Consider the following 18,544-nt stretch of genomic DNA (forward strand, 5'->3'; position numbering starts at 1 on the left):
TAGATGCGGAGCGGCACCTGTGAAAAGCCCTGGCCGGCGAGCAGCGCAAGCGTCAGCCACACGAGAGCGGCAATACCAATGCCAATGCGAACCTTGATGTTTTCCATCAGCTGTCAAGCCCCAGGTTATGCCACGTCTTGAGCGTCAGTTCGTGCGCGTCTTCCATAGACCACTTCTGTCCAGGACCGAACAGAGGCTTGATGTCATTCGGCTCGTGCCAGTCTTCAGCGGAGGCGCCGGGCTTGGTCTGGTTCCAGATGTGCCGAATAATATGCGTGATGTCATCGGTGAGCGGTGTCAGACCTCCATGGTTAAAGTGTCCATCTGGTGTCCGTTCGCATGTCCGTCGCACATTCGATCGAAATCTGGACTCAAGTGCGCATACCGTGATCCATAACCAGTCAAGTGAGCGGCGAATCTCGGCAGCTTGGGGTAGTGAAGGAAGCAAATGCGTTCCCAGAACGGTCAGTTGTGGTGCTGAATGGGAACTGCGGGGATACGCAACGGCGCACGCCCGGCACGGCGGGAGGGGTGTTGCGCCAACTCGCGGCTGAGAGGGGTTTGTTCGTGCCTGCTTTCCCACACAGCACCTCACCGGCGACACCAGCGGTAGCGATCCCACCATCACTGGCCTTACCGGTGATCGAGGCGGCGTTTCCCCGGCAACTGCACCCGTATTGGCCCCGACTGCAGGAGAAGACCAGGGCCTGGCTGCTGGAAAAACGCCTCATGCCACCGGACAAGGTCGCAGAATATGCCGACGGACTTTGCTACACCGACCTCATGGCCGGGTACTACCTCGGCGCCCCCGACGACGTACTCCAGGCGATAGCGGACTACAGCGCCTGGTTCTTCGTCTGGGACGACCGCCACGACCGTGACATCGTGCACGGCCGGCCCGCCGCCTGGCGGCAACTCAAGGACCTGCTCCACTCCGCGCTGGACGCACCCGGGCTCTATCTCCACCACCCGGATCCGCTGGTCGCGGGGTTCGCGGACAGCATGCTGCGCCTGTACTCGTTCCTGGGCAGGAGGTGGAACGCCCGGTTCGCACGGCACTTCCACGCGGTGATCAACGCGTATGACCGCGAATTCCGCAACCGTACAAACGGAACGGTGCCGAAAGTCGAGGAATATCTCGAACTGAGGCGGCTCACCTTCGCGCACTCGATCTGGACCGACCTCCTGGAACCGAGCGCGGGACGCGAACTCCCCAACGCGGTGAGGAAGAACTCCGCATTCCGCCGGGCGGCGCTCCTGAGTCAGGAATTCGCCGCCTGGTACAACGACCTCTGCTCGCTTCCGAAGGAGATCGCGGGGGACGAGGTGCACAATCTCGGGATCAGTCTCATCCGGCACGAGGGACTGACACTCGAGGAAGCCATCGCGGAACTCAGGAGGCGGGTCGAGGGTGCCGTTATCGAATTCCTCGCGGTGGAACAGGAAGTGCGTTGTTTCGCCGTTTCACTCGACGACGGCAGCGTGCGAGGAAAGGAAACGAGCAGGGCCCTGAACGCCTGTATCGACAACATGCGGAACTGGTTCAGTTCCGTCTACTGGTTCCACCACGAGTCCGGCCGTTACATGGTCGACAACTGGGACGACCGCTCCACACCCCCGTACGTCAACAACGAAGCGGCAGGTGAGAAATGACCGTCGAATCAGTACGCCCCGCGTCCCCGGACACCAGGGAGCTGCCCGATCCGCCCTTCGCGGGCGGCGGTGTCCCGCTCCTCGGGCACGGCTGGCAACTGGTCCGCGACCCCCTGGGCTACTTCGCCCGGCTCCGCGACCACGGCGACGTCGTTCGGCTGAAACTCGGCCCCAAGACGGTGTACGCCGCCACGGCGCCGGAACTGGTCGGGGAACTCGCCCTCAACCCGGACTACATCATCGGCGGCCCGCTGTGGGAGTCCCTCGAAGGGCTGCTCGGCAAGCAGGGCGTGGCCACCGCCAACGGGCCCACCCACCGGCGTCAACGGCGCACCATCCAGCCCGCGTTCAGGCTGGACGTCCTCCCCGAGTACGGGCCGATCATGGAGGAGGAGGCGCAGGCGTTCGCCCGGCGCTGGCAGCCCGGCGAGATCATCGACTGCACCTCGGAGGCCTTCCGGGTCGCCGTGCGCATCGCGGCCCGCTGTCTGCTGCGCGGCGACTACATGGACGAGCGCGCCGAACGCCTGTGCGCCGCACTCGCCACGGTGTTCCTGGGGATGTACCGGCGCATGGTGATCCCGGCGGGACCGCTCTACCGGCTTCCCCTGCCGGCCAACCGGAAATTCGACCGGGCCCTGGCCGATATGCATCTCGTCGTCGACGAGATCGTGGCCGAACGCCGGGCATCCGGTCAGAATCCGGACGATCTGCTGACAGCCCTGCTGACGGCGAAGGACGAGAATGGCGACCCCATAGGCGAACAGGAGATCCACGATCAGGTCGTCGCCATAGTCACCCCGGGCGCCGAAACGGTCGCCTCCACGATCATGTCGCTGCTCCAGGTACTCGCCGAGCAGCCGGAACACGCGGACAAGGTGGCCGAGGAGGGAGAAACCGTCGCGGGTTACCGAGCGGTCGCATTCTCGGACGTCCGTGAGCTGGCACACACCAACAATGTCGTCGTCGAGACGATGCGTTTGCAGCCACCCGTCTGGATATTGACCCGGCGGGCGGTGGCCGAGACCGAGCTGGGCGGCTATCGGATTCCGGCCGGGGCCGATCTCGTCTACAGCCCGTACGCGATACAGCGCGATCCGCGTTCGTACGAGCGGAACACCGAGTTCGACCCCGACCGCTGGCTTCCGGAACGCGTCAAGGACCTGCCCAAGTACGCGATGACCCCGTTCGGCGTGGGCAATCGCAAGTGTCCGAGTGACCACTTCTCGATGGCCATGCTGACCATTCTCACGGCAGAGCTGGCGAGGAAGTGGCGCTTCGAACGGGTGCCCGAATCGCGGGACGCGCTCCGCGTGGGCATCACCCTGCATCCGGACCGGATGCTCCTGCGGGCGACACCCCGCTGAAGCGGCCCGGGTGGTGGAGCGGGCGTGCGTTCAGGCGGCCTCCGGGCCCTTGAACGTACGCCGGTACGCCTGCGGGGTCGTCCCCAGCGACCGTACGAACTGGTGGCGCAGCGCCGCCGCGTTGCCGAACCCGGTGCGCCAGGCGATCGCGTCCATCGTCTCGTCCGTCGCCTCCAGCAACTGCTGTGCCAGCAGCACGCGTTGCCGCAGGATCCAGCGGTAGGGCGTGGTGCCGGTCTCCTGCTGGAAGCGGCGGGCGAAGGTGCGGGGCGACATGTGGGCGCGCTCGGCGAGCTGCTCGACGGTCACCTCCTCGTCGAGGTGGCGCTCCATCCACACCAGCACCTCGCCGACGGTGTCGCACCGAGACCGGGGCAGGGGCCGCTCGATGTACTGGGCCTGTCCGCCGTCCCGGTGCGGCGGTACGACCATCCGCCGGGCGATGGCGTTGGCGACCTCGGGCCCGTGCTCCAGGCGTACGAGGTGCAGGCAGGCGTCGATCCCGGCGGCCGTACCGGCGGAGGTGATCACCAGCCCGGTGTCGACGTACAGCACGTCCGGCTCGACCAGGACCCGCGGATAGCGCCGGGCCAGTTCCTCCGCGTGCCGCCAGTGCACGGCGCACCGTCGGCCGTCCAGCAGTCCCGCGGCGGCGAGCACGAAGGCCCCGGAACACACGCTGAGCACCCGCGCCCCGCGCGCCACGGCCCGGCGCAGCGCGTCCAGCAGCTCCGGCGGGTACTCCCGGTCCACATAGGTCTGTCCGGCCGGTACGGCGATCAGGTCGGCCGTCTCCAGCCGCTCCAGCCCGTGTTCCGTACTCACGGTGAAGCCCGCGTGGGTGGTCAGGGTCGGGCCTTCCGCCGAGGCGACCGCGAAGTCGTACACCGGCAGGCCCTCGTCGCCGCGGTCCAGGCCGAAGACCTCGCAGACGACACCGAGTTCGAAGGGATGCACTCCGTCGAGCAGGACGACGGCCACGTTTTCCAGCATGCTGCCAGTGTGCCTCGCTATTGGCAGGAAATCGAGGGTGTGCGGCAGTCCTGCCACTGACGGTCAGGAGTGTTCGGGACGAGACTGATGTCCATGAACACAGCAACGGACAACATCGTCGGAATCCTCGTCGTCGCCGCGATCTTCGTGGCCCTCGCTCTTCCGTCCCTGATCGGCATGGCCAGGGACCGTCGCATCGACCATCAGATCCGCGAGGCCGAGCGGGCGCGCCGGGTGGACGGGCCGATCGGCCCATCGGAGCGGCCCGCACGGCGGCGCCTCTACGTCACCGCCACGGCGACCCGCCACTCCTGAACACCGGGAGGGTGAGGGTCCGCACCGAAGCCCCGGCCGCGAAGGCGGCGACCGGGGCTGCGGTGCGGTGCGGTGGTCAGCTGGTCGTGACGGCCGTGTCGTCGAGGACGAAGCTGGTCTGGAGCGAGGAGTCCTCGACCCCGCTGAACTTCAGGGTGACGGTGGAGCCGGCGTACGAGGAGAGGTCGAAGGACTTCTGCGCGTAGCCCGAGGCGGCGTTGAGGTTCGAGTACGTCGCCAGGGTGGTCGATCCGGCGGTGACCGTCAGCTTGTCGTATGCGCTGCTGGTGGAGGTCTCCTTGGTGTCGACGTGCAGGTAGAAGGTGAAGGTGGCCTTGCAGCCGCTGGGCACGGTCACCGACTGGGACAGGGTGTCGGTGTGCGCGGAGCCGTATCCGTCCAGCCAGGCGTAGTAGGACCCGGCGTGCGCCGACTCACTGGTGGAGTTGCTGATGACGCTGGTGGAGGCGGTCCAGGTGGTGTTGCCCGACTCGAAGCCGGGGTTGCCGAGCAGCTGGGACGAGGTGCAGGTGCCGCTGCTCGACCCGACGGTCCAGCTGAAGGAGGCGGAACCGGAGGCGCCGGTGCTGTCCTTCGCGGTCACGGTGACCTGGTACGTGCCGGCAGTGGACGCCGTACCGGAGATCAGGCCGGTCGAGCCGCTGATCGACAGCCCGGTCGGCAGACCGCTCGCGCTGTAGGTGAGGGCCGCCCCCGCACTGTCGGACGCGCTGATCTGCAGGCTGACCGCGCTGCCGGTGGTGGTCGACCGGCTGCCCGGGTTGGTGACGGTCACCGTGTTGCCCGTGCTGGTGCCCGAGGTGAAGGCGGTGGTGCCGTTGGGGGTGCCCCAGCCGGTCGGACCGTCGTAGCCGGTGGTCGCGGTGCAGAAGTACGAGGTCGAGCACGAGCCGTTGTTGCCGCTGGTGACGTCGTACAGGTTGCTCGTGTGGCTGTAGGGGTACTTCGCCGGGTAGTCGCTGGAACCCGGGGTGCCGGCCAGCGCGTACACGCCCGCGATGATCGGCGCCGAGGCGCTCGTGCCGCCGTAGACGGCCCAGCCGGAGCCGCCGTAGGTGTCGTAGACGGCCACACCGGTGGCGGGGTCGGCGACCGCGGAGACATCGGACTCCATGCGCTTGGCGCACCCGGTGTCGGTCTGCCAGCTCGGCTTGGCGTCGTACGCCGAGCAGCCGGACCCGGTTCCCTCCGTGCTGCTGGTCTTCCACACGGACTCGGTCCAGCCGCGGGAGTTGGAGGACGTGGAGAGGGCGGTGCCGCCGACCGCGGTCACGTACTGGGAGGTCGCCGGGTACTCGGCGCCGTAGGCGCTGTCACCCGCGCTGACCGTGATCGCGACACCGGGGTGCTTGAAGTACGAGGTGTCCTCGGTGGTCTGGGAGGACGCCTCGTCGCCGCCCCAGCTGTTGGAGACGAACTTCGCGCCGAGCGCCACCGCCTCGTTCTCGGCGGTGCCGAGGTCGGAGTCGTTGGCGGAGCTGGCCTCGACGAGGATGATGTTGCAGTTCGGGCAGACGGCGCTGACCATGTCGAGGTCGAGCGCCTCCTCGCCGGCCCAGCCGGTGTCGTTGGTCGGCAGTGAGGTCGTCGAACCGGTCTGGCTGACCTGCTTGAAGCAGCCGCTGGCCTTGGTGCAGGCGGACAGGCCGTACTGCGAACGGTAAGTGGCGAGGTCCGACTCGGCGTTGGGGTCGTTGTACGCGTCCACGACGGCAACTGTCAGGCCGGAGCCGCCCGTTGTCGGGAGGTTGTAGGCGCTGTGCAGGTTGGCCGGGCTGAGCCCGGAGGGTGCGGCGGCCGCGGCGGCGGCCAGGCGCTGCTTGATGTCGGTCCGGCGCTGGGCGAAACAGGAGACGTGACCGGGCTCGGCGGTGGCGCACAGATGCGTGGTCGGCACCTTCTGGCCGGCCTTGCCGGTCGAGTGGAACGTCTGCCGGTCCGGGGAGGTGAGGGCTCTGGAGTTCTGGGTGACGTGGGAGGTGGGCGCGGCCGCGTGCGGTGCGGGCGCTGCGTGCGCCGGCGCCGCGACGAGTCCGGCGAGGCTGAGGGCGAGGGCGGGTGCGGCGGCGACCAGGAGTCTTCGCAGGTTTCGCCCGGACATGGCGGTGCGTGTTGTACGCATGGGGGTACTGCCTCCGTCGTTGGAGTGGGGTTCTCGACGCTGGTGGCAGGCCTGTGACGCGCGTAGCGGCAGCAGTGCGCGATTTCGTCAGGGGCATGACACATTGAACGTTCCGTGATGCCGATGTGCGCATGACTGGATCGCCAGAAAAGTAGCCGGGCCCGACGAGACCGGAACAGATGTCCCGGCAGAACTTTGCCGCTCCATAGAAGGTCCATGGACGGCCGATAGGCGGTCCATGGGCGAAGCGGAGGTCTTGATGGTGCCGCACTTACCGTTCGGCAAGCCCGGCACCATCAGTGACGTGGCGTCAGAAATCCTCGTCGAGGTCGACCGTGCCCTCCACGGCCACCTGGTACGCCGACGGGCGGCGCTCGAAGAAGTTGGTCAGTTCCTGGACGCCCTGCAACTCCATGAAGGAGAAGGGGTTCTCGGATCCGTACACCGGGGCGAAGCCCAGGCGGCCCAGCCGCTGGTCGGCGACGCACTCCAGGTACTGGCGCATGGACTCGGTGTTCATACCCGGCAGACCCTCACCGCACAGGTCCCGGCCGAACTGCAGCTCCGCCTCCACCGCCTCCCGCATCATGTCGGTCACCTGCTGCTGGAGCTGGTCGTCGAACAGCTCCGGCTCCTCCTTGCGGACGGTGTCGACCACCTCGAACGCGAAGCTCATGTGCATCGTCTCGTCCCGGAACACCCAGTTGGTGCCGGTGGCGAGGCCGTGCAGGAGACCCCGGCTGCGGAACCAGTAGACGTACGCGAAGGCACCGTAGAAGAACAGGCCCTCGATGCACGCGGCGAAGCAGATCAGGTTGAGGAGGAAACGGCGGCGGTCGGCCTGGGTCTCCAGCCGGTCGAGCTTCTCGACCTCGTTGATCCACCTGAAGCAGAACTCGGCCTTCTCGCGGATGGACGGGATGTTCTCCACCGCGTCGAAGGCGGCGGCGCGGTCCGCCGGATCGGGGAGGTAGGTGTCGAGCAGCGTCAGATAGAACTGGACGTGCACGGCCTCCTCGAACAGCTGGCGGCTCAGGTACAGCCGCGCCTCGGGGGAGTTGATGTGCTTGTAGAGCGTGAGCACCAGGTTGTTCGAGACGATCGAGTCGCCCGTCGCGAAGAACGCGACCAGCCGGCCGATCATGTGCCGCTCACCCTCGGACAGCTTCGCCAGGTCGGAGACGTCCGAGTGGAGGTCGACCTCCTCGACGGTCCAGGTGTTCTTGATGGCGTCCCGGTAGCGCTCGTAGAAGTCCGGGTAGCGCATGGGGCGGAGGGTGAGTTCGAAGCCCGGGTCGAGAAGGTTCTTCTCGGTCTTCTCAGGTGCGGTGGTCATTACTGGCAGGCCTCGCAGGACTCGGGGTTCTCAAGGGAGCAGGCGACGGCGTCGGGGTCGGCGGCCTGCTGGACGGGGACGGTGGCCTGCGCCGCGCGGGCGATACGCGTCGCCGGGCGCGAGCGCAGGTAGTACGTCGTCTTCAGGCCCGACTTCCAGGCGTACGCGTACATCGAGGAGAGCTTGCCGATCGTCGGCGTCTCCAGGAAGAGGTTCAGGGACTGCGACTGGTCCAGGAACGGTGTCCGGGCGGCGGCCATGTCGATGAGGCCGCGCTGCGGGATCTCCCACGCCGTGCGGTACAACGCCCGTACGTCGGCCGGGATCCAGGCGAAGTCCTGCACCGAGCCGTTCGACTCGCGCAGCGCCTCACGGGTGCGGGCGTCCCACACGCCGAGGTCCTTGAGCTCCCTGACCAGGTACGAGTTGACCTGGAGGAACTCGCCGGACAGCGTCTCGCGCTTGAACAGGTTGGACACCTGCGGCTCGATGCACTCGTACACCCCGGCGATCGAGGCGATCGTGGCGGTGGGTGCGACGGCGAGGAGGAGCGAGTTGCGCATGCCGACCTCGGCGATACGTTCGCGCAGCGCCGACCAGCGCTCGGGCCAGTTCAGCTCCACGTCGTAGTGGTCGGGGTGGAGCACCCCCCGGGCCGTACGGGTCTTCTCCCAGGCCGGCAGCGGGCCGTTGCGCTCGGCGAGGTCGGCGGAGGCCTCGTACGCGGCGAGCATCACGCGCTCGGCGATGCGGGTGGACAGGGCCCTGGCCTCGGGCGAGTCGAAGGGGACGCGCAGCTGGAAGAAGACGTCCTGGAGGCCCATCGCGCCCAGACCGACCGGGCGCCAGCGGGAGTTGGAGCGGCCCGCCTGCTCGGTCGGGTAGAAGTTGATGTCGACGACCCGGTCGAGGAAGGTGACGGCGGTACGGACCGTCTCGTCCAGCCGCTCCCAGTCGATGTCACCGGCCGCCGTGTCGACGAACGCGCCGAGGTTCACGGAACCCAGGTTGCAGACCGCCGTCTCCCCGTCGTCGGTGACCTCCAGGATCTCCGTGCACAGGTTCGAGGAGTGGACGACACTGCCCGGCTCGGCCGTCTGGTTGGCGGTGCGGTTGGCCGCGTCCTTGAAGGTCATCCAGCCGTTGCCGGTCTGCGCGAGGGTACGCATCATGCGGCCGTACAGATCGCGGGCCGGGATGGTCTTCCGGGCGAGCCCGGCCTCCTCGGCCGCGCGGTAGGCGGCGTCGAACTCGGCGCCCCACAGGTCGACCAGCTCGGGCACGTCGGAGGGGGAGAAGAGCGACCAGAGCGCGTCCGAGTCCACCCGCCGCATGAACTCGTCCGGGATCCAGTGCGCGAGGTTCAGATTGTGCGTACGCCGGGCGTCCTCACCCGTGTTGTCGCGCAGCTCCAGGAACTCCTCGATGTCGGAGTGCCAGGTCTCCAGGTAGACCGCGGCGGCGCCCTTACGCCGGCCGCCCTGGTTCACGGCGGCGACGGACGCGTCCAGCGTCTTCAGGAACGGCACGATGCCGTTGGAGTGCCCGTTGGTGCCGCGGATCAGCGAACCCCGGCTGCGGATACGGGAGTACGACAGTCCGATGCCACCGGCGTGCTTGGAGAGACGGGCGACCTGGTGGTAGCGGTCGTAGATGGAGTCCAGCTCGTCGAGGGGGGAGTCGAGGAGGTAGCAGGACGACATCTGGGGGTGCCGGGTACCGGAGTTGAAGAGGGTGGGGGAGGAGGGGAGGTAGTCGAGGCGGCTCATCAGCCGGTAGAGCGCGGCGACTTCGTCCAGCGCCCGCACGGTGTCGTCCTCGGCGAGGCCGCTCGCGACCCGCAGCATGAAGTGCTGGGGAGTCTCGATGACCCGGCGCGTGATCGGGTGGCGCAGCAGATAGCGGCTGTGGAGCGTGCGCAGCCCGAAGTACCCGAAGCGGTCGTCGCCATCGACGTCGATCAGGGCGTCGAGACGGTCCGTGTGCAGCCGTACGAACTCGGCGGTGCGGTCGGCGATAAGGCCCTCCCGGTGCCCGACCGCGACCGACTCGGAGAAGGTCGTGACGCCCTGTGAGGCGGCCTCCGCGGCGACGGTGACGGTCAGCAGCCGGGCGGCCAGCCGGGAGTAGGCGGGGTCCTCGGAGATGAGGCCGGCCGCGGCTTCGGTGGCCAGCTCGCGCAGCTCCGACACGTCGGCCCGCGCGGACCGGCCGCGCAGCGCGGCGGCGGCGACCCGTCCGGGGTCGGCGTCGGGAAGGTCGGCGGTCAGCTCGGTCAGGGTCCGCAGCAGCGCGGTTCCGGGACCGTCCGTCTCCACTGGGGCCACTGGGGTCGCTGAAGCCGGTTCGGCTGGCGCGATGGTCACAGGGGGGCTCTCCCTCGCTCGGCACGGGGCCTTGCGGAGGGCAGCGGGGCACACGGACGCCTTACGGGTACGCGTGCGTCCACCGGCCCACTCCACGAGGCCCGGACGTCAGGCGCCCGGACCGGTCGGCCGGGCACACCGTCGGCAGGTCCTCGGACTGGCCACGCGCACAAACGTGCACGAGTACACCGTTGCGGGACAGTTCCGGATTCGCACCGGATTCCCCTGCGGCGACAGCGAGCATGAGCATACATCTTGTGCCGGGCCCTGAAGGCACCCCCACATGTTGTGTCGCGGGGGGAGTTGAGCGCCCTATAGGGGCGCGGGGAACTGCGCGACAAGCCCCCACCGGGCCCGCAGACGAAAACTGCGGACCCGGCGGAGCCTCAGTGTGCCGAACCCGCCGTCGCAGGCGGCAGTTCCACCGCCACGCCCGGATCCCCCGCGTCCGCCGTGTAGTCCGACGGCTTCGTCTGGTCCACACCGTCCGGCGCCTTCAGCGCCTTCAGTACGAAGGTGAGGACCACCGTGACGACGACGTTCAGGACGAACGCCGTCAGACCGATGTAACCGATCTCACCGATCCCGGGGATCTCCTTCGAGCTGCCGCCGAAGTGCTTCTGCGTCGGAGACGCGACCCCGTACGCCGCCAGCGTGCCGTACAGCATGCCGACCGCCCAGCCGGCCAGCAGGGCCCAGCGGTGGAACCAGCGGGTGAACAGGCCGCCGACGAGGGCCGGGAAGGTCTGCAGGATCCAGATGCCGCCCAGGAGCTGGAAGTTGATGGCGACCGTCTTGTCCATCGTCAGGACGAAGACCAGCGCACCCACCTTCACCAGGAGCGAGACCAGCTTGGAGACCTTGGTCTCCTGCGCCGGTGTCGCGTCGGGCTTGATGAAGTCCTTGTAGATGTTGCGGGTGAAGAGGTTCGCCGCCGCGATGGACATGATGGCCGCCGGGACGAGCGCCCCGATGCCGATCGCCGCGAAGGCCACGCCCGCGAACCAGGACGGGAACATGTCCTCGAAGAGCTGCGGGATCGCCAACTGCGGGTTGGTGACCTTGACCCCGGCCGCGATCGCCATGAAGCCCAGCAGGGCGAGCAGCCCCAGCATCAGCGAATACAGCGGCAGGATCGTGGTGTTGCGCCGGATCACCTCACGGCTCCGGGAGGACAACGTTGCCGTGATCGAGTGCGGGTACATGAACAGCGCGAGCGCGGATCCCAGCGCCAGCGTGGCGTACGTCCACTGGCCGGCCTCGGCCGGGACCAGGGCGCCCGCCTTCGCGGCGGTGTACTTCTCGCTCGCCGCGCCGAAGACCTCGTCGAACCCGCCGAGTTTGATCGGGATGTAGATGATCGCCACCGCGATGACGATGTAGATCAGCGTGTCCTTCACGAACGCGATCAGGGCGGGGGCCCGCAGGCCGGAGGAGTACGTGTAGGCCGCCAGCACGCCGAACGCGATCAGCAGCGGGAGGTCCTTCACGAACCAGTTGGTGTTCTCGCCGCCGCCGACGCCCATGACGTCGAGGACCGCCTGGATACCGACCAGTTGGAGCGCGATGTACGGCATGGTCGCGAGGATGCCGGTGACCGCCACCGCCAGCGACAGGCCCTTCGAGCCGAAGCGGCCGCGCACGAAGTCCGAGGTCGTCACGTAGCCGTGCTTGTGGGAGACCGACCACAGGCGGGGCAGGAACGTGAAGATCAGCGGGTACACCAGGATCGTGTAGGGCACCGCGAAGAAGCCGGCCGCGCCCGCCGCGTAGATCGCCGCCGGTACGGCCACGAAGGTGTACGCGGTGTAGAGGTCGCCGCCGAGCAGGAACCAGGTGACCCAGGTGCCGAACGACCGTCCGCCCAGGCCCCATTCGTCGAGGCTGTGCTCGTTCTCGGCCTTGCGCCAGCGCGCGGCCATGAAGCCGATGACCGTGACGGCCAGGAAGAAGATGATGAAAACGGTGAGTGCCACGCCGTTCACGCCGTCGTTCACGCGTCCGCACCACCCTTCGCGGAGGCACGGGCGCGCTGGTCACGCCGCCACAGCTGGTAGGCGGTCATCGTCAGCGCGGTGGACACGAACACCCACAGCATCTGGTACCAGTAGAAGAACGGGATGCCGATGAACGTCGGATCGACCTTCGCGTACGAGCCGACCCACAGCATCGCGACGAAGGGTGCGAAGAGGCAGAGCCCGATGACGACGCGCATCGGAGTCACCACCGGTGGTTCCGTCACCGGTTGCCTCACTTCTGGCGCTTCTGACATGTCACAGCTCCGTCCCCTCACCGACTGCCTGCGAATACTGGTGATCACTTGTGCAACGCGCAGGAAATCTACGGGACGGCCTCGCTTTATGGAACCGTGCCGGGAGGTCGGGCGGAGGTGTGACCTGTCGCCGAGTGGCCCTACTCGACGGGCCGCTTGAGCCGCGCGACGAACTTGTACCGGTCCCCCCGGTAGACGGACCGCACCCACTCCACCGGCTGCCCGGTCCTGTCCAGCGAGTGCCGGGACAGCATCAGCATCGGCAGGCCCACGTCGGTGCCGAGCAGACCGGCCTCGCGCGGGGTCGCCAGGGAGGTCTCGATGGTCTCCTCGGCCTCCGCGAGATGGACGTCGTACACCTCGGCGAGAGCCGTGTAGAGGGACGTGTACTTGACGAGTGACCTGCGCAGGGCGGGGAAGCGCTTCGCGGAGAGGTGGGTGGTCTCTATGGCCATCGGCTCGCCGTTCGCCATGCGCAGCCGCTCGATGCGCAGGACGCGCCCGCCCGCCGTGATGTCGAGCAGTTCGGCGAGGGTGTCGTCGGCGGTGATGTAGCCGATGTCGAGGAGCTGCGAGGTCGGTTCGAGGCCCTGGGCGCGCATGTCCTCGGTGTACGAGGTGAGTTGCAGCGTCTGGGAGACCTTCGGCTTGGCGACGAAGGTGCCCTTGCCCTGGATGCGTTCGAGCCGGCCCTCGACGACCAGTTCCTGGAGGGCCTGGCGGACGGTGGTGCGAGAGGTGTCGAACTCCGCCGCCAGCGTGCGCTCGGGCGGGACCGGGGTGCCGGGCGCCTGGGTCTCCGTCATGTCGAGCAGATGCTTCTTCAGACGGTAGTACTTGGGCACGCGCGCGGTACGGACGGTGGGCCCACCCTCGTTCTCCGCGCTGCTCACCTCGGTGCTCATGCTCCGCCTTCCCGGCTTCTGCCGCCGCTACGGCCGGCGTCCCGCCGGTCCACGTTCACATCGTGGCACGACCGGCACCGCGATTGACCTGTGAACGGTCTCCTCGGGCCTTCGCGCGCTCCGTGATCCCTCTGTATACCTTCACGCCCCCCGCTGGTCTAGTCCACCGCAGGGAAAGTCCCGCCCAAGCTCGCGCCCCGGTGCTTCTTGCAAGTGGTCTACCTCGAATCGGGGAGATGTGCGGGCTATTTCCGCCACGTTCTTACTTAAAGGTTCCTGCATATGTAGCTCGTATAACGGCTGGTCAAAGGCATTCCCACCCCCTTGACACCTCGTTTGGTCTGAGCCAAGCTCCGCCTACTGGTCTACACCATTGGTCCAGCTCCCTGAGGAGGTTGGCGTGAAGCGCAAGCTGATAGCCGCGATCGGTATCGCGGGCATGATGGTCTCCATCGCGGCATGCGGGGACAGTGACGGCGGAAGCTCGGACAACACCGGCGCCGACGCCAAGGAGCTGACCGTCTGGCTGACCGTGGACGCGCAGAACAACTGGCCCGAGCTGGTCAAGGCCGCCGACGCCACGCTGACGAAGGCGCACCCCGGCATCAAGATCAACCACGAGTACTACGGCTGGCCCGACAAGAACGCCAAGCTCGACGCCGTCCTGGCCACCGACAAGGCCCCCGACGTGGTCGAGATGGGCAACACCGAGATGCTCGGCTACATGGTCAAGGGAGCCTTCGCACCCCTCGACCCGGCGAAGTTCGAGAACTCGGCCGCCTGGCTGGACGGCCTCAAGGCCTCCGTCACCTACGACGGCAAGACCTACGGCGTCCCCTACTACGCCGGTGGCCGCGTCGCCAACTGGCGCAAGGACGTGGCGGCTTCGGTCGGCATCAAGTCGGTGCCGAAGACGTACGCCGAACTCACCTCCGACCTGGACAAGATCCAGAAGAAGGAGGGCGGCAAGTACAACGCCTGGTACCAGCCCACCCGCGACTGGTACGCCGGGATGTCCTTCGTGTACGACGCCGGCGGCTCGATCGCCGAGGAGTCGGGCGGCCAGTGGAAGGCGAACCTCTCCTCCCCGGAGTCCGTCAAGGGCCTCACCGAGTTCAAGAACGTCATCGACAAGTACATGCACGGTGACAAGACCAAGGACGAGTCCGACCGCTACATCGTCTACGGCCAGGGCAGGACGAGCATGATCTTCGCCGCGGCCTGGGAGGGCGCGACCGCGGAGACGCCGGAGAACGACAAGACCGGCAAGCTCAAGGGCAACCTGGTGAACTTCGTGATGCCCGGCCCGTCCGGCAAGAACATGCCGGTGTTCCTGGGCGGTTCGGACCTCGCCGTCCCGGTGAAGTCGAAGGCGCAGACGGTCGCCGCAGAGTGGATCAACGCCTACACCGGCGCGAGCGGTCAGAAGGGCCTGATGGCCAAGGGCAACCTGCCCAACAACAAGACCGACCTCGCCACCCTGAAGAGCGACCCGGCGACGGCGGTCCCGGCCACGGCGGCGGAGTCCAACTGGTTCGTGCCGATGGCACCGGGCTGGGGCCAGGTCGAGAAGGCCCAGATCCTCCAGACGATGCTGCAGAACATCGGCACCGGCAAGAAGTCGGTCGAGGACGCGGCGAAGGAAGCGGACGCGGCGATCGACAAGGTCATCAACGTCAAGTAGCGACCCGACGCGGGGCCCTGTCACGGGGAGGGCCCCGCTCGCCCGCCACCTGAAGAACCTGTTCGACCGCAACGACCGTACGACCTGAGGGACCGCTGAGGAGCGCGCGGATGAGTGCCGCTGATACGACCACACCTGCCAAGCCGCCGTCGTCGACACGGCACGCGCCGCCATCGCCGCCGACCGGCCAGGACGCCCCGCCGAGAAGGCGGACCCCGAAGGCCACCGCCGCGATCCCGTGGGCCCTGCTCGCCCCCTGTCTGCTGATTCTCGCGCTGGTCCTCGGCTATCCCCTCGTACGTCTGGTCACCCTGTCGTTCCAGAAGTTCGGGCAGTCCCAGCTGTGGGGCTTCCAGCCGGCCGAGTCGGTGGGCTTCGACAACTTCAGCGCGGTACTCGGCGACAGCGAGTTCTGGGACGTCGTCGTCCGCACCGTCGTCTTCGCCGTCGGCTCAGTGGTCCTCACGATGGTCGCCGGCATGCTGATCGCGCTGCTCCTCCAGCGGGTCAGCGGCTGGATGAAGACGCTCATCAACATCGTCCTGGTGGCCAGCTGGGGCATGCCGATCATCGTGGCCACCACCGTCTTCAAATGGCTGTTCGACTCCGACTACGGGATCATCAACGCCCTGCTGAGCAAGCTGCCGGGCGTCGAGCTGATCGGCCACAACTGGTTCGCGAGCGGACCGCAGGGCCTCGCCGTGATCATGCTGCTCGTCGTCTGGGGCGCGGTGCCGTTCGTGGTCATCACGCTCGGCGCGGGGCTGACCCAGGTCCCGAAGGAACTGGAGGAGGCGGCCCGGCTCGACGGCGCGGGCGCCTGGGGCGTCTTCCGTTACGTCACCCTCCCCATCCTCAAACCGATCATCGTGATGCTCACGACCCTGTCGGTCATCTGGGACATGGGGGTGTTCCCCCAGGTGTTCGTCATGCGCGGCGGCCACCCGGAGGCCGAGTTCCAGCTCCTGACCACCTACTCCTACGACCGCGCCTTCGCCGTCAACGACTACGCCCAGGGGTCGGCGATCGCCCTGCTCACCGTGGTGCTGCTGCTCGGTGTCGTCGCCGTCTACATGCGCCAGATGCTGAAAATCGGAGATGTCGAATGAGCAGCATGAGCGGCATGACCAGCATGAGCACTGCCACCGCCACTGTCTCCGGTCCCCGGAAGTCCAAGGTCGGCTGGAACCTGCTGGGCCTGTTCGTCTTCCTGACGGCCGGCTTCCCCGTCTACTGGATGCTGAACACGGCGTTCAAACCGGCGAAGGACGCGATCGACCCCGACCCGAGCCTGTTCCCGACGGGCTTCACCCTCGCCAACTTCCGCCGCGCGCTGAACATCGCCGACTTCTGGGGCCCCGTCGGCCGCAGCCTCATCGTGTCCCTGACGGTCGTCGTGATCGGCATCGTGGTGGGCATGCTGGCGGCCCTCGCCATCTCACGCTTCGCCTTCCGCGGCCGGAAGATCGTCATCGTCGGCATTTTGGCCGTGCAGATGGTCCCCCTGGTCGCGATGATCATCCCCGTGTTCCTGCTTCTCAACGACCTCGACCAGTACGACCGGCTGTCCGGCCTGATCATCACCTACCTCACCTTCATCCTTCCGTTCACGGTGTGGACCCTGCGCGGCTTCATCGTCAACATCCCGAAGGAGCTGGAGGAGGCCGCGATGGTCGACGGCTGCTCCCGCACCACCGCCTTCCTCCGCGTGGTCTTCCCCCTCCTCGCCCCCGGCCTGGTCGCCACCTCGGTCTACGGCTTCATCCAGGCCTGGAACGAGTACCTGTACGCCCTGATGCTGATGAGCCAGAAGAACCAGACCGCCACCGTCTGGCTCGGCAACTTCACCACCAAGCACGGCACCGAGTACGCCCCGATGATGGCCGGTTCCACGATGATGGCCGTGCCGATCGTCGTCCTCTTCCTCCTCGTCCAGCGCAAGATGGCCGCGGGCCTGACCGCGGGCGCCGTGAAGGGATAACCCCACCCGATGACGACACTCGTCCGCCGCCCGGACACGCTGACCCGTGACGCGCTCACCGTCCTCCAGCCCGGCTTCACCGGCACCACCGCCCCCGACTGGCTGCTCCGCCGCCTCGGCGAGGGACTGGCGTCCGTGGGCTGTCGGCCGCAACATCGCATCCCCCACCCAACTGGCCGCCCTCACCGCCCAGTTGCGCGCCGAACGTGAAGACGTCCTGGTCGCGATCGACGAGGAGGGCGGCGACGTCACCCGGCTGGAGGTCCGCACCGGCTCCTCCTTCCCCGGCAACCACGCCCTGGGCGCCGTCGACGACCTCGAGCTGACGCGTGCGGTGGCCCACGAACTCGGCCACCGCCTCCGCGCCTGCGGGGTCAACCTCAACTGGGCCCCGTCGGCGGACGTCAACTCCAACCCCGCCAACCCCGTCATCGGCGTCCGTTCCTTCGGCGCCGACCCGGAGCTGGTCGCCCGCCACACCGCGGCCTACGTCACCGGCCTCCAGGCCGCGGGCGTCGCCGCCTGCACGAAGCACTTCCCGGGTCACGGCGACACCTCGGTCGACTCCCACCACGCCCTCCCGCGCATCGACGCGAGCCGCTCCGTGGTCCTCGGCCGCGAGCTGTCCCCGTTCCGCGCGGCGATCTCCGCCGGCACCAGGGCGGTGATGAGCGCCCACATCCTGATCCCGTCGCTGGACCCGGACCGCCCGGCCACCCTCTCCCACCCGGTCCTCACGGACCTCCTCCGGGGCGAACTCGGCTACACCGGTCTGATCGTCACCGACGGCATGGAGATGCAGGCCATCGCGGGCACGTACGGCATCGAACGAGGCAGCGTCCTCGCCATCGCCGCCGGCGCGGACGCCATCTGCGTGGGCGGCGGCCTCTCGGACGACGAGACGGTACGCCGTCTGCGCGACGCCCTGATCCAGGCCGTACGCACCGGTGAACTCCCGGAGGAACGCCTGGCGGACGCGGCCGAGCGAGTCAGGATCCTGGCCCGCTGGACGGCAGCGCCACGGGAGCCCGCCGCCACGGGGCCCACGGAGCCCACGGACATCGGCCTCCAGGCCGCCCGACGCGCCGTGGAGACGACGTATCCGGCGGACTCGGCTCCGTTCGAACCCCTCCGGGAACCCCCGTACGTGGCCGCCCTCACCCCGGTGGCGAACTTCGCCGTCGGCAACGAGACCCCCTGGGGTGTGGCGGCCGAGCTGGTACGCCTTCTGCCCGGCACCCGCACCGGCACCTTCACCGGCGAGGGGGCGGCCCGGGCGGCCCTGACCGAGGCGGGGCCGAGTCGCATCGTCGCCGTGGTCCGCGACGAACACCGCCACCCGTGGATGTCGGCGGCCCTCGACACCCTCCTCGCCGCCCGCCCCGACACGGTCGTCGTCGAGATGGGCGTCCCCCAGTCCCCCCGCCGAGGCGCCGCCCACCTGGCGACCCACGGCGCGGCCAGAGTCTGCGGACGCGCGGCGGCGGAGATCATCGCGGGGGAGTGACCCGCACGACGACGAAGGCGCC

Annotated in this window: 14 protein-coding genes, 1 pseudogene and 1 riboswitch; of the genes and pseudogenes, 7 read left to right on the top strand and 8 right to left on the bottom strand. The window is 68.1% G+C overall.

The genetic code is table 11. The features are described 5' to 3' along the window. Positions 1-106: 106 nt before the first annotated feature. Entirely contained in the window at positions 107-625 is a 519-nt protein-coding gene (locus STRTUCAR8_RS55990; protein WP_479683353.1) for a nucleotidyltransferase-like protein, read from the bottom strand. Here STRTUCAR8_RS55990 and cyc1 point away from each other — a divergent pair. Continuing rightward, a complete protein-coding gene (gene cyc1, locus STRTUCAR8_RS22535; RefSeq protein ID WP_078507275.1) occupies positions 568-1,653 on the top strand; it encodes an epi-isozizaene synthase in 1,086 nt (361 codons plus the stop codon). The genes STRTUCAR8_RS55990 and cyc1 overlap by 58 nt on opposite strands. Further along, a complete protein-coding gene (locus STRTUCAR8_RS22540; RefSeq protein ID WP_006378233.1) occupies positions 1,650-3,020 on the top strand; it encodes a bifunctional albaflavenone monooxygenase/terpene synthase in 1,371 nt (456 codons plus the stop codon). The genes cyc1 and STRTUCAR8_RS22540 overlap by 4 nt, the downstream gene beginning before the upstream one ends. A gap of 30 nt (positions 3,021-3,050) precedes the next feature. Here the strand turns inward: STRTUCAR8_RS22540 and STRTUCAR8_RS22545 are convergent, their stop codons facing one another. Beyond that, positions 3,051-4,013, bottom strand: a complete 963-nt coding sequence (locus STRTUCAR8_RS22545; protein ID WP_006378238.1) for a GlxA family transcriptional regulator — start codon at positions 4,011-4,013, stop codon at positions 3,051-3,053. Between the two features lie 93 nt (positions 4,014-4,106). On the opposite strand from STRTUCAR8_RS22545, the gene STRTUCAR8_RS22550 reads away from it, so the two are divergent. Further along, the gene (locus STRTUCAR8_RS22550) at positions 4,107-4,328 is read left to right on the top strand and encodes a hypothetical protein (protein ID WP_063748531.1); all 222 of its coding nucleotides are present in this window, start codon (positions 4,107-4,109) and stop codon (positions 4,326-4,328) included. Positions 4,329-4,404: 76 nt separating this feature from the next. Here the strand turns inward: STRTUCAR8_RS22550 and STRTUCAR8_RS22555 are convergent, their stop codons facing one another. The 6 genes from STRTUCAR8_RS22555 to STRTUCAR8_RS22580 all read right to left on the bottom strand — a co-directional run bounded on the left by STRTUCAR8_RS22555 (position 4,405) and on the right by STRTUCAR8_RS22580 (position 13,350). Beyond that, positions 4,405-6,471 (bottom strand): putative Ig domain-containing protein, encoded by a 2,067-nt coding sequence (locus STRTUCAR8_RS22555; protein ID WP_006378234.1) that lies wholly within the window; start codon positions 6,469-6,471, stop codon positions 4,405-4,407. Positions 6,472-6,781: 310 nt separating this feature from the next. Then, positions 6,782-7,807 (bottom strand): ribonucleotide-diphosphate reductase subunit beta, encoded by a 1,026-nt coding sequence (locus tag STRTUCAR8_RS22560; RefSeq protein WP_006378231.1) that lies wholly within the window; start codon positions 7,805-7,807, stop codon positions 6,782-6,784. Then, positions 7,807-10,173 (bottom strand): ribonucleoside-diphosphate reductase subunit alpha, encoded by a 2,367-nt coding sequence (locus STRTUCAR8_RS22565; protein ID WP_006378224.1) that lies wholly within the window; start codon positions 10,171-10,173, stop codon positions 7,807-7,809. Before STRTUCAR8_RS22565 ends, STRTUCAR8_RS22560 begins: the two co-directional genes overlap by 1 nt. A gap of 126 nt (positions 10,174-10,299) precedes the next feature. Continuing rightward, positions 10,300-10,423, bottom strand: a riboswitch (cobalamin riboswitch). A gap of 136 nt (positions 10,424-10,559) precedes the next feature. Next, the gene (mctP, locus tag STRTUCAR8_RS22570; protein ID WP_006378230.1) at positions 10,560-12,170 is read right to left on the bottom strand and encodes a monocarboxylate uptake permease MctP; all 1,611 of its coding nucleotides are present in this window, start codon (positions 12,168-12,170) and stop codon (positions 10,560-10,562) included. After that, on the bottom strand, positions 12,167-12,445 hold the full coding sequence (locus STRTUCAR8_RS22575) for a DUF3311 domain-containing protein (RefSeq protein ID WP_179200452.1): 279 nt from the start codon (positions 12,443-12,445) through the stop codon (positions 12,167-12,169). Before STRTUCAR8_RS22575 ends, mctP begins: the two co-directional genes overlap by 4 nt. 140 nt (positions 12,446-12,585) lie before the next feature. Then, entirely contained in the window at positions 12,586-13,350 is a 765-nt protein-coding gene (locus STRTUCAR8_RS22580) for a GntR family transcriptional regulator (protein WP_044472682.1), read from the bottom strand. Between the two features lie 400 nt (positions 13,351-13,750). On the opposite strand from STRTUCAR8_RS22580, the gene STRTUCAR8_RS22585 reads away from it, so the two are divergent. The 4 genes and pseudogenes from STRTUCAR8_RS22585 to STRTUCAR8_RS22600 all read left to right on the top strand — a co-directional run bounded on the left by STRTUCAR8_RS22585 (position 13,751) and on the right by STRTUCAR8_RS22600 (position 18,522). Then, entirely contained in the window at positions 13,751-15,034 is a 1,284-nt protein-coding gene (locus tag STRTUCAR8_RS22585; RefSeq protein ID WP_006378226.1) for an extracellular solute-binding protein, read from the top strand. Positions 15,035-15,144: 110 nt separating this feature from the next. Further along, the gene (locus tag STRTUCAR8_RS22590; RefSeq protein ID WP_006378225.1) at positions 15,145-16,143 is read left to right on the top strand and encodes a carbohydrate ABC transporter permease; all 999 of its coding nucleotides are present in this window, start codon (positions 15,145-15,147) and stop codon (positions 16,141-16,143) included. 5 nt (positions 16,144-16,148) lie between these two features. Beyond that, complete coding sequence (locus STRTUCAR8_RS22595) at positions 16,149-17,015, top strand: carbohydrate ABC transporter permease (RefSeq protein WP_006378228.1); 867 nt, start codon at positions 16,149-16,151, stop codon at positions 17,013-17,015. Between the two features lie 9 nt (positions 17,016-17,024). Beyond that, positions 17,025-18,522: pseudogene (locus STRTUCAR8_RS22600) on the top strand (glycoside hydrolase family 3 protein). Positions 18,523-18,544: the final 22 nt, after the last annotated feature.

Source organism: Streptomyces turgidiscabies Car8 (assembly GCF_000331005.1).
In the GTDB taxonomy this organism is placed as follows: Bacteria; Actinomycetota; Actinomycetes; order Streptomycetales; family Streptomycetaceae; genus Streptomyces; species Streptomyces turgidiscabies.

Excerpts from the sequence above, each read along its gene's own strand:
- STRTUCAR8_RS22550 (WP_063748531.1), top strand. The coding sequence starts at position 4,107 with ATGAACACAGCAACGGACAACATCGTCGGAATCCTCGTCGTCGCCGCG.
- STRTUCAR8_RS55990 (WP_479683353.1), bottom strand. The coding sequence starts at position 625 with ATGGTGGGATCGCTACCGCTGGTGTCGCCGGTGAGGTGCTGTGTGGGA.
- STRTUCAR8_RS22540 (WP_006378233.1), top strand. The coding sequence starts at position 1,650 with ATGACCGTCGAATCAGTACGCCCCGCGTCCCCGGACACCAGGGAGCTG.
- STRTUCAR8_RS22545 (WP_006378238.1), bottom strand. The coding sequence starts at position 4,013 with ATGCTGGAAAACGTGGCCGTCGTCCTGCTCGACGGAGTGCATCCCTTC.
- STRTUCAR8_RS22555 (WP_006378234.1), bottom strand. The coding sequence starts at position 6,471 with ATGCGTACAACACGCACCGCCATGTCCGGGCGAAACCTGCGAAGACTC.
- STRTUCAR8_RS22575 (WP_179200452.1), bottom strand. The coding sequence starts at position 12,445 with ATGTCAGAAGCGCCAGAAGTGAGGCAACCGGTGACGGAACCACCGGTG.
- STRTUCAR8_RS22595 (WP_006378228.1), top strand. The coding sequence starts at position 16,149 with ATGAGCGGCATGACCAGCATGAGCACTGCCACCGCCACTGTCTCCGGT.
- STRTUCAR8_RS22580 (WP_044472682.1), bottom strand. The coding sequence starts at position 13,350 with ATGAGCACCGAGGTGAGCAGCGCGGAGAACGAGGGTGGGCCCACCGTC.
- STRTUCAR8_RS22560 (WP_006378231.1), bottom strand. The coding sequence starts at position 7,807 with ATGACCACCGCACCTGAGAAGACCGAGAAGAACCTTCTCGACCCGGGC.
- STRTUCAR8_RS22590 (WP_006378225.1), top strand. The coding sequence starts at position 15,145 with ATGAGTGCCGCTGATACGACCACACCTGCCAAGCCGCCGTCGTCGACA.